This is a genomic window from Moorena sp. SIO4A5 (assembly GCF_010672005.1).
Lineage (GTDB): Bacteria > Cyanobacteriota > Cyanobacteriia > Cyanobacteriales > Coleofasciculaceae > Moorena.
Genome location: NZ_JAAHHZ010000188.1, coordinates 1 through 9888 on the forward strand (window position 1 = coordinate 1; position 9888 = coordinate 9888).

The 9888-nt window shown below is 44.3% G+C and carries 10 protein-coding genes and 1 pseudogene; 7 read left to right on the forward strand and 4 right to left on the reverse strand.

The annotated features are described in order from the left end of the window. Nucleotides 1–174: 174 nt before the first annotated feature. Together F6K57_RS31375 and F6K57_RS31380 are read left to right on the forward strand one after the other, a co-directional pair. Nucleotides 175–504: pseudogene (locus F6K57_RS31375) on the forward strand (IS4 family transposase); the annotation flags it as partial. Nucleotides 505–1045: 541 nt separating this feature from the next. Then, nucleotides 1046–1258: a helix-turn-helix transcriptional regulator gene (locus F6K57_RS31380; RefSeq protein ID WP_293027339.1), complete on the forward strand. Its 213-nt coding sequence runs from the start codon at nt 1046–1048 to the stop codon at nt 1256–1258. Between the two features lie 597 nt (nt 1259–1855). Here F6K57_RS31380 and F6K57_RS31385 read toward each other — a convergent pair. After that, complete coding sequence (locus tag F6K57_RS31385; RefSeq protein WP_293072039.1) at nt 1856–2452, reverse strand: helix-turn-helix transcriptional regulator; 597 nt, start codon at nt 2450–2452, stop codon at nt 1856–1858. Nucleotides 2453–2920: 468 nt separating this feature from the next. Here F6K57_RS31385 and F6K57_RS31390 point away from each other — a divergent pair, with 468 nt between their 5' ends. Together F6K57_RS31390 and F6K57_RS31395 are read left to right on the forward strand one after the other, a co-directional pair. Further along, entirely contained in the window at nt 2921–3625 is a 705-nt protein-coding gene (locus F6K57_RS31390; protein WP_293072040.1) for a sigma-70 family RNA polymerase sigma factor, read from the forward strand. Continuing rightward, on the forward strand, nt 3622–4536 hold the full coding sequence (locus tag F6K57_RS31395; protein WP_293027348.1) for a DUF1822 family protein: 915 nt from the start codon (nt 3622–3624) through the stop codon (nt 4534–4536). Before F6K57_RS31390 ends, F6K57_RS31395 begins: the two co-directional genes overlap by 4 nt. Nucleotides 4537–4548: 12 nt before the next feature. On the opposite strand, the gene F6K57_RS31400 is transcribed toward F6K57_RS31395, so the two are convergent. Together F6K57_RS31400 and F6K57_RS31405 are read right to left on the reverse strand one after the other, a co-directional pair. Further along, complete coding sequence (locus F6K57_RS31400; RefSeq protein WP_293027351.1) at nt 4549–4728, reverse strand: hypothetical protein; 180 nt, start codon at nt 4726–4728, stop codon at nt 4549–4551. Further along, nucleotides 4706–4831, reverse strand: a complete 126-nt coding sequence (locus F6K57_RS31405) for a hypothetical protein (protein WP_293027354.1) — start codon at nt 4829–4831, stop codon at nt 4706–4708. The genes F6K57_RS31400 and F6K57_RS31405 overlap by 23 nt, the downstream gene beginning before the upstream one ends. Before the next feature lie 173 nt (nt 4832–5004). On the opposite strand from F6K57_RS31405, the gene F6K57_RS31410 reads away from it, so the two are divergent. Together F6K57_RS31410 and F6K57_RS31415 are read left to right on the forward strand one after the other, a co-directional pair. Continuing rightward, a complete protein-coding gene (locus F6K57_RS31410; protein WP_293072041.1) occupies nt 5005–7287 on the forward strand; it encodes a CHASE2 domain-containing protein in 2283 nt (760 codons plus the stop codon). A gap of 228 nt (nt 7288–7515) precedes the next feature. Then, the gene (locus F6K57_RS31415; RefSeq protein WP_293072042.1) at nt 7516–8307 is read left to right on the forward strand and encodes a hypothetical protein; all 792 of its coding nucleotides are present in this window, start codon (nt 7516–7518) and stop codon (nt 8305–8307) included. Nucleotides 8308–8430: 123 nt separating this feature from the next. On the opposite strand, the gene F6K57_RS31420 is transcribed toward F6K57_RS31415, so the two are convergent. Further along, a complete protein-coding gene (locus F6K57_RS31420) occupies nt 8431–8928 on the reverse strand; it encodes a DUF29 domain-containing protein (RefSeq protein ID WP_293027363.1) in 498 nt (165 codons plus the stop codon). Nucleotides 8929–9339: 411 nt separating this feature from the next. Between F6K57_RS31420 and F6K57_RS31425 the strand changes: the two genes are divergently transcribed. Beyond that, nucleotides 9340–9537, forward strand: coding sequence for a helix-turn-helix transcriptional regulator (locus F6K57_RS31425; protein ID WP_070391622.1), 198 nt, complete (start codon nt 9340–9342; stop codon nt 9535–9537). The last annotated feature ends 351 nt before the right edge of the window (nt 9538–9888 follow it).

Sequence of the window (9888 nt, forward strand, 5' to 3'; positions counted from 1 at the left end):
AATGGCGCTATGAGGTTGAACAAAGGTATCAAGATTTTTATTTAGGCGTTAAATTTTGTTGTCTAGCTGAAGGGGCGACGAAACAGGCTGAAATGCTTGGTATGTAAAGCTAGTAGCATTTTGTGGTCAAAAAAAGTAGGTCTCTAAATTTGCAACAAGACCTACGTATTGACAATGTTACCAACATTCTACCAAAACCACCTAAAAAGTCAATTAAGTCTAGCCGATTATATTTTTTTAAAAATCCTGATTAATCTTTTACAATTACTCAATAAAGTCAGTTTATAAAAGTTAGCAAATGCTCTACCTTTATCCATTAAATTTGAAAGCCAAATAAAAATAATACAAAGATTTTTATCGCTGCCAAATCTCATCATTGAAAAAGTTTTGTTTCCAATAGTTGAATAAGTTTTGAAAACATACTTTACCTCGGAGAAACTAATTTATATAGCAATAGATCGAACAAGTTGGGGTCGCATTAATTTATTCATGGTTAGCCTCATTTAGGATAAAAGCGATGCAGCAAGGGAACAGGGGGTTCCCCCCGGAGACGAAACCTGATTACGTTGAGCCTTTATGGTTGGTAGGCTATGCAGATGCATGGTTAAAACTTATTGATTAAGGCGAGCCTGTCTTACGGTAACTATCGCCAAAGGCGCGCTTGGCCGTAGGCCACGCCAAAGGCGAACGCGAACAAACCACTCGCGCTTTGCATGGCTGACAGGGCGTTTCCAGTATATTTTACTTTGTTGCCAAAGTTAGGCAGTAGTAATCTAACAGAACAACAAATAATATTGTCAAAAGTTATCCCGCTTCTTGATGCAGTCGCTCATCGGGGTTTCCCCCACTCGCGCTTTGCCGTGGTTTCCCCCACTCGCGCTTTGCATCAAGACAACGAAAGTATTATCAACGCGGTTTAAGGGCTAGGTCGCTTATAGAATCTGCGTTTTAGCTCATTTCGTCGCCCCCTCAGAATCTCTAGTGAGATTAGCGGTAACATATAACTCAGTAAACTTAATTATGTTAACTTTTAAATAGGACAGTAATGACTACTTTAGGGGACAACCTTAAAAAAAGACGAGAATCCCTAAATATCACCCAGCGGGAAATCGCTCATGAATTGGGCGTAACCGTTACCACGGTGCAAAATTGGGAAGCGGGCAGGCATATCCCCAAACTCTACCCAAATCAGCTCAAGGTATTGTGTGACCTGCTGAAAGTTACCCTAGATGAATTGGCAAAGTGGGTAACTGATTGAACTGTTGGGATCCAGCTAAAAAAAAACGCCCCATATGGGGCGTAACCGTTTCCTATTAACCTGGGACAGTTTCCCAACAGTTAATCAAAAAACTAAAACAGGAGAGGATTATCGCCATTTTCTTGGCTACTTGTTACAGCGCCTGTGAACTAAACTTTTCGCAACAAAATCAGAAAAAATTTTTTGGGGCAAAATCTTTAGGGAATAGGGAATAGGGAGTAGGGAGTAGGGAGTAGGGAGTAGGGAGTAGGGAGTAGGGAGTAGGGAGTAGGGAGTAGGGAGTAGGGAGTAGGGAATCGGGAATCGGGAAACAATTTTGTTTAACCGATTAGTATGACAACCGGAATAAGCGTGTTTTTATATGATTTGTAAACAGACGTATTGCAGGAATTGGCTTGCATAAAAGAGGCAAAAGGCAAGATGGTAAAGAGATTCGGAGTGTTATTTGACAATGAAAAAATACCTGATTAGGTTTACATCTCATTTGGAAACCCTATAGCGCGATTGGCCGTTGGCCACGCTACGCGATCGCGCTATACAAAAAAATGCCCTGTGTAGGGCATTGAATATCTGTCTTCCAAATGGCTAATTATGCGCCTAAGCAGCCATTTCTTCCATCATCATCGCCATTTGCTGCTTGGCACGAATGTTTTTCATGTGCTTCTTCACGGTATTGAGGGTAACAAACAGTTCCGCAGCAATCTCTTTGTAGGAGTAATTGACTCGACGCAGTAACCAGACTTCTGCCTCACGGGCAGTTAAGCCATATTTGTGAACTTCAGCTAGGGCTATACTATGAATGGATTGACGTTGGTCTTCGAGGGTAACTAAAATATAAGGCTGCTCAGATATCCTCAGGTTGAGCCATCGAGCCCGAATCCGAAACGTTGTGGAGTGACTCGTAGTAATCTCTGAATCTATAATTACAGATTGATCGCGATAGAATTCATCACTGTCTTTCAAGGCTTGGCAGACACGCCAGATTTCTTGAGGCACCACCGTAAAATGTTTGCTGTTCGGAGTAAGTTGCTCACAAAGAACACGAGCGATTTCATTGCTATGAAGCAACTCTCCTTGTGTATTCAGAATTAAAACACCGTCAATAAAACCTTCTAGTACTCCTTGCAGTAGACCATTGTCTAACTGTTGCACCTGAGGAGCGGATTTTTCTAGAGTGTTGGTGAGAGTATACATGGTCTGTTGACCCACTAACTGGATTTGAAATTTAATGGTGCTTTTGACCCATTAAGAATTAAATTCGCCACGGGTCGCACCTGTTGAATCACAATTGGCTTAGCCATTTGTTACAGCACCTCTCAACCAGGGTTTTCGCAAAAAAATCAGACAAAAAATTTTTTTGGGCTTTTTTGCGAAAAACCCCCCGATCACTCGTGTAAATAAATACTGGGTGACTTTTGCCATTCCCCAAGATTGATGCCTAAGATGTCTAGGGATGGTCAATACTGAGTCCAGTCTTCGGGCTGCCCTTTGTAGCGCTTCTGATCAGGAGTAGAGGTTAGTAGTTAGTGTAAGCATCTACCAACATAAACAACAAACTACTAACAATTAACTTGAGAACCGCTATCGATAGACTAATGCGTACTAAACACGATTGACCGTAGGTCACGCTACGCGATCGCATTTAAAACAGGGACATAACCGATGAAAAATCTAGATCGAATACTCCGTCAGCTGATAGCTGAAGCATGTAATCATCCACCATTAAGTCTGGAACGTCGGCAAAAACTGAGCGAGATACATTTACTAGTGATGAAATCCGGCAAACTTTGGAAAGAATATACCTCATATTATAATGACGCTCTCCAAGAGATGTGGGAATATTGCTGTGGCCATCCTGAAGAGTATGACCCGACTATCAAAGGTGTGATTACTTGGCTCGACGATGAACTAAAAAAACGACTGAGACGATTTCGAGATGCTGGCTATAGGCAACAGAAGCGGCAAATTACTGGCCTAAGCAAAGAGGAAGGTAAAACTATTGACCCTGTAGATAGGGTACCAGCTGCTCCTGATCTACAACCAGTTATGAAAATTTGGCAAAAAACCTTGGATTGGGTAAAGACAGACCCAGACGGAGTGTTACGTCAGACTTGCTTTAGGAAACGCCCTGAGATTAATGCCCAAGTGCTAATCCAGCTTCGACTCCCTCCTGATCAGCCTTGGAAAGCCATTGCAGCAGAATTTAAGCTAACCCCACCAGAAGCTAAAGATTTGCCCAAATTCTATAACCGTAAATGCTTACCCCTGTTGCGAAAATTTGGTGTATGCGAGGGATATATAGAAGAAAAGCCAAAGACTGGTAGCTCGAAAGGCACCACAAAACCCCAACCTAGGAAAAAATCATGATACACAACGCCAACATGCTAGCAGATTGGTCAATCCCAATGCCGATTACCCTGTCGGCGCTAGAGATAGCTGAGCAATTCGCTCACTACCAACCCAACCAGCAAAAGGCTGAACAAGTCTATCTCAACACCCTGGCGGTGTGTGCTGTGAATAACTATTTACGGATCCTGGGTATTCCGACTGACCTAACTGCAGGGGATAGCTGGAATTCAGTAGTCCGCTTGGCTGAAAATGTGGCTGACCTGAGGGTAACCGGTTTGGGGCGCTTGGAATGTCGGCCTGTCAAACCCGGTGATTTGACTTGTCCCATTCCCCAAGAGGTTAGATTTAACCGGATTGGCTATGTAGTCGTTGAGATTGATCAAGAGCATACTGAAGCGACGCTGTTGGGATTTTCCCCAACCTCGGAAACTAGTCAATTAGTCATCCACCAATTGCGATCGCTAAAAGATTTACCAGCCTACCTCGATCAATTCCAACCTATGACACAACTCAGTCAATGGTTGGAGCATATGTTTGAAGCAGGTTGGCAGAGTTTGGAAACCCTTTTAGGTAACCAAGGTGCTGAGGCAGCTTTCGCCTTTAGAACCAAGTCTGATCAGACCATTAGGCGATGTAAACAGATTGAATGGGGAGCTAATCAAGGGGTAGCTCTGGTGGTGGCGCTCACCCCAGAATCCGAAACAAAGCTGAATGTTTTCCTACAACTCAATCCCATCAATGGTCAAACCTATCTACCCCCCAATCTGCAGTTGCTCTTGCTAGATGAGGAGCAAGAAATGCTGATCAATGCCCAAGCCAGAAACCAGGATCAAGCCATTCAATTGGATTTTAGTTGCGAACCCGGAGACCGTTTCAGTGTCAAGGTTGCTCTGGATAATGCCAGTGTGATCGAAGAGTTTGTAATGTGAAACTAGGATTGATCAAAACAGGCAACAGCGGATAAAGGAACTTCGGATCAGTAGGAAAGAGCGATGCAGCTCTGACTCCAGTAGGGAGTAGGGAGCTGTGCGACCCCGCGCTTTTTCAAAGCTAAGCGTGAACGCGCACTCCCTGGGAGTAGGGAGTAGGGAATAGCGCTCAGAAAATTGACTGTAGCTCATAAGTATGATCAACCCTATACCAATTCTGGAAATTAGCACTAAACATCAATTTCATCTCTCCATCTCCCCATCTCCCCATCTCCCTATCTCCCCATCTCCCCATCTCCCCATCTCCCCACCCTCCCTACCCTCCCCACACCTGCCACCCTCCCTGTCTTGCCCTATTCCCTGTTCCCTATTCCATACGCGCTATAACTGAAAATAACATCAGACAAAATGCTGATTTTTGACGGTTGATAGTAAACCGTCAACCGTCAACTGTTAAAAAACTAACCAATGGCAAAGCTAGTAACTCTTAAGCTGGATGGGGATTTTGAGGAAGGTTTTCGGGTCACTCTCGAAATTGGCTCAGAAAGCGAACGTCCCGAAACAGAACTTACTGGCAGATTGCCTCCAGCCCCCAACATCGTTAACCACTATCGTGAGTGGCGCTCAACCTATCGCAGTCTGGGCAACTCTTTGCGAGCAATCAAAATCAAACGAGTGGCAATCGGTGGTTCCATCAACAACCAGAGTCAGGGATTATGCGATCGCTTAAATCGGTGGCTCAAGTCAGAGTTATTTAGTCCACTGCGGGAAAAGTGGTTGGAAAAAGTCGGCACTACCGAAGAAGTCCGGGTGCTGATTCGTACCAAAAATCCCCAGCTCAGGCAGCTTCCTTGGCATCAGTGGGAATTTTTAGAGCGTTACCACCAAGCAGAAATTGCCCTAAGTACTCCAGAGTATCAACAACCAAGCAAATCGCACCAGAGCCGTGATCGACACAAGGTTAGAATTCTAGCAATTCTGGGCAATAGCGAAGGAATTAATATCCAACAAGACCGACAATTACTAGAGAATTTACCCTTTGCAGAGGTTACCTTCCTCGTAGAAGAACCACGGCAGAAGCTCAACGAAGCCCTGTGGGAGCAACCTTGGGATATTCTGTTTTTTGCAGGTCATAGTGAAACCGAAGCAGGAAGGGGTCGGATTCATATCAATCAGACCGATAGCTTAAGCATTGACGAACTCAGAGAAGCCCTCAAAAAAGCCATAGAAAGGGGATTGTCCCTAGCAATTTTTAATTCCTGTGATGGCTTAGGATTAGCCAATGAGCTAGAACAGCTGCACATTCCGCACATGATTATTATGCGGGAGCCCGTACCGGATCTTGTAGCACAGCAGTTTTTACAATATTTTCTCAAAGCCTTTGCCAGTGGTAAGTCCTTGTATCTAGCAGTGCAAGAAGCCCGGAAAAAACTGCAAGGTTTAGAAGATCAATGTCCCTGTGCCAGTTGGTTGCCAGTGATTTGTCAAAATCCCGCCGCCATACCCCCAACCTGGCAACAGTTGCGTGGCAATCACCAAAACCAACTGCTCCCATCCGCCCTGATCGTCAGTGTAGTTGTTACCATTTTAGTTATGGTAATCCGGCAGCTGGGAATGCTTCAGCTTTGGGAACTAAAGGCATTTGACCAGCTGATGCGGCTGCGACCTAATCCAGGGGTAGACTCCCGTTTGCTGGTAGTTGAAGCCACAGATGCTGAGATCATGCGCTATGGCTATCCCCTCCCGGATCAAACCCTAGCCCAAGTGCTAAACAAGCTAGAGTCTGATCAACCGCGAGTGATTGGCTTAGACATCTTTCGCGAACGTCCTAGAGAACCTGGTCACCAGGCATTGAGCCGTCAGTTACAGCAAAATCATAAATTAATTGCCCTTTGTAGCGCTAGGGTAGCTAACAACCCCGAAAACTCAGGCATCAAACCTCCCTCTGGGGTGCCAGAATCCCGCCTTGGTTATAGCAATATCATGGTTGACCCTGATGGCATTATCCGTAGGCATCTTGTATTTATGCATCCCTACCACGATGACCCCTGTGCCACCCACCACTCCTTCAGTGCTAGGGTCGCATTACATTACTTAGCCCAAGAGGGAATCAAGGCAAAAATCATTGCTATCAATAAAATAGGCTTGGGTAAGACTGTATTAAGAGATTTGTCAGCTAATGCTGGGGGTTATCACAATCGTGATTATCGGGGGTTCCAGGTGTTACTCAATTACCGGGAAACTGTCGCCCGACGAGTCACTGTCACAGAGCTGCTAGAGGGTAAGGTCAAACCAGAGTGGGTCAAAGACAAAATAGTTCTGATCGGAATAACTGCAAAGATTCACAAGGATTACCATCCTACCCCCTACAGTGCCCTCCAGTGGCCATACCAAGAAATGCCAGGGGTAATTATTCACGCCCAGATGGTCAGTCAGATGATCAGTGCTGCTCTTGGTGAGCGTCCATTATTATCGGTGTGGTCGCCCTGGGGAGACCTGTTCTGGGTTTGGGGTTGGTCAATCATTGGTGGTACCATTGCCTGGCGCTGTGGTCGAATACTGTATTGGGGACTCGCTACCATCACAGCGACAGGGGGTTTATATCTCCTATGCTTTGGTCTATTTACTCTAGGAGTATGGGTACCTCTGCTGCCATCAGCCTTAGCATTGGTAGGCACTAGTGTAATTGTAGTGGTTTACCGCAAACCACTTGGAGCAATCACTCCGTTAGCTATCGAAGGAATTCTCTAGCATTTCCATTTGAGTTGGAAACAATAATTACAGTTTTTGACCTTAGCAAAAATCCCTATATACCTGATTATCTCTTGCTTCTTGCTTCTTGCCTCTTGCCTTTTCTTAAGGGGAATCGTTCACAACTCAAATGGATCCGGATCTGATCTCAAACACCAAGGAAACTAGAATAGCTAAGCAAATTTTGCTTCAAAAAAAAATTTTTCTGATCATCTGCGAAAAGTTGGCTTGAGAGGCGCTGTAACAAGTATCAATGAAAAAACGCCGCCTGGGTCGGTGTTTGGTGAATTTCTAGAAAAGGTGTATTCTCAAATGAATAATTGGCTAAAGCAGCTTTGGACAACACTAGTTTCCTTCACTATCAACATAAGACAGCGCTTGCAACAATTAGCAGCAACAATAGTGAAGGGATTCGAGCAAGCAAATCATAGTAATTCTGAGCCGATTGACCAGCAATCATCATCTCAAGACTCCCAACAACTATCAGAATCATCACAAATACAGATAGTAATGAATTACACACCACCGAATGATGGCAAGGGGCCTGTTGGTGACAGCAAAAATGGCGGATCACTCTGGAAATTGTACCAGCTAATCCATGAAAATCCTGAGTTTAGTAACCCACAACTGTTACCAATATCAGCATCAAAACAACTACAACTATCACAACTACCGATGGTAAATGCTTTCACACCACCGAATGATGGCAAGGGACCGGTAGGTGATAGCAAAAATGGAGGCAGTTCCTTCATGAGTATGAATACATTAAACAATTACAATCCACCGAATGATGGCAAGGGACCGGTAGGTGACAGCAAAGATGGAGGCAGTTCCTTCATGAGTATGAATACATTAAACAATTACAATCCACCGAATGATGGCAAGGGACCGGTAGGTGATAGCAAAGATGGAGGCAGTTCCTTCATGAGTATGAATACATTAAACAATTACAATCCACCGAATGATGGCAAGGGACCGGTAGGTGACAGCAAAGATGGAGGCAGTTCCTTCCGCAGATAGTAGTTACTGAGTTGAAGTATACCAGTTTTAAATTCCTTAAAGTACTTTTTTCCTGGGTTTTAAAAAATAGGGAGTAGCGACTACATCGCTGCTTCCTATTCCCTATTAACTATTGTCTATTGCCTATTCCCGATTCCCGATTCCCGATTCCCGATTCCCGATTCCCCATTCCCGATTCAACACTTCTGGGAAAAAACCAGCTTCCAAAACCTGCTCCTGAGCAAAAGAACACTGACAAGGAAAAGTGTTCAACTTAATCCCAGTTTCCTGGGCTGCCTTAATCCGAGCCTTCTGATAACATTGGTCAAAGACCTCTGGCAAAAACGTTTTTAAACTAGGACTATCCTCCAGCAGTTCTTCCAAACCGATACGCTGTTCAGTGATAGTATTGAGGCAACTGTCGCTCCTTTTCCCTGGTTGATACATCCACTTCAGTAAATGCATCAGCAACACAATCAAACGACTTTTTAACTCGCGCTTTTCCCGTTTACCCATGCTTTCGACTTCTTCAATCAGATTCGCTACATCAACTTGGGCAAACTTACCCTGCCGTAACTGTTGCGCAGTCGCCTCGGTCCACAAGTAAAAGTCTTGCTGATAAAGGTTGTGGGCTGTTGTCATTACTCATTTCCCCAATTAATTGATGCTAGCATGTTGAGACTCCCCGCTCTGACCTAGACGGGGATTTGATTTGTTTGGTGATCCCAATTCTTAAGCATCACACCGCTACACACTAATTTCATGCTAAGAAATCAGTGGTCAGCTGTCAGTGGTCAGTGGTCAGCCTTTAGCTCAATACCTTTAGTGGTGCGTTACGGGGCGGGCTATATCAACCCTGGCTACGAGGTGGAAGATGAGGGCGAGCCCTTCCCTAACGCACCCTACGCCTTCCCACCTATATCTATGGTCTTAATTTAAATCATTGATATTAATTTACCTGCCCTATTGCACAAAACCCTATCCTATAAGATAAACTATAAATAGTCAAATACATTTAGGTAAACGACTGCTACAAGACAACCGGAGAAGGTAATGTCCCTAGGAAAAAAACTACGAGAACGCCGTGAAAGTCTAGGTTTAACTCGCATACAAGTTGCCAGAGCCTGTGATGTAGTAGAGTCTACAGTGATTAACTGGGAGGCGGATCGGCACAAGCCTAAGCTTTATCCAGAACAGACTAAAGCCTTGTGTGATATTTTAGACTTCAAAATTGAGGATCTGATCCAGTAACATGTAAGGGTATACCCAAAGCACAGGATGGCATTGTGCGATCATTTCATAATCATCTCTAGTGCTGCGGATAGCAATAAATATGGCAATTCTTATTTTGGTGAGTTACAAAGCTTATCTTTTTAAGGCAATAGCCATACATGCAATATTTAAGATAGTTTTAACATCAGATTCCCCCCTTGATAAGGGGGGTTAGGGGGGATCACTAATCACAGAAGACTGTACCTCGTAAGTGGGAGAAATGCTATATATCAATTATCCTGCCGTCGCCACCAAGCACGGACTAGTTTAATGTCGTCATAGGAGTAACGTTCTCCTAAGTATTCCCGTAATTGTTTCAGATACTGATCA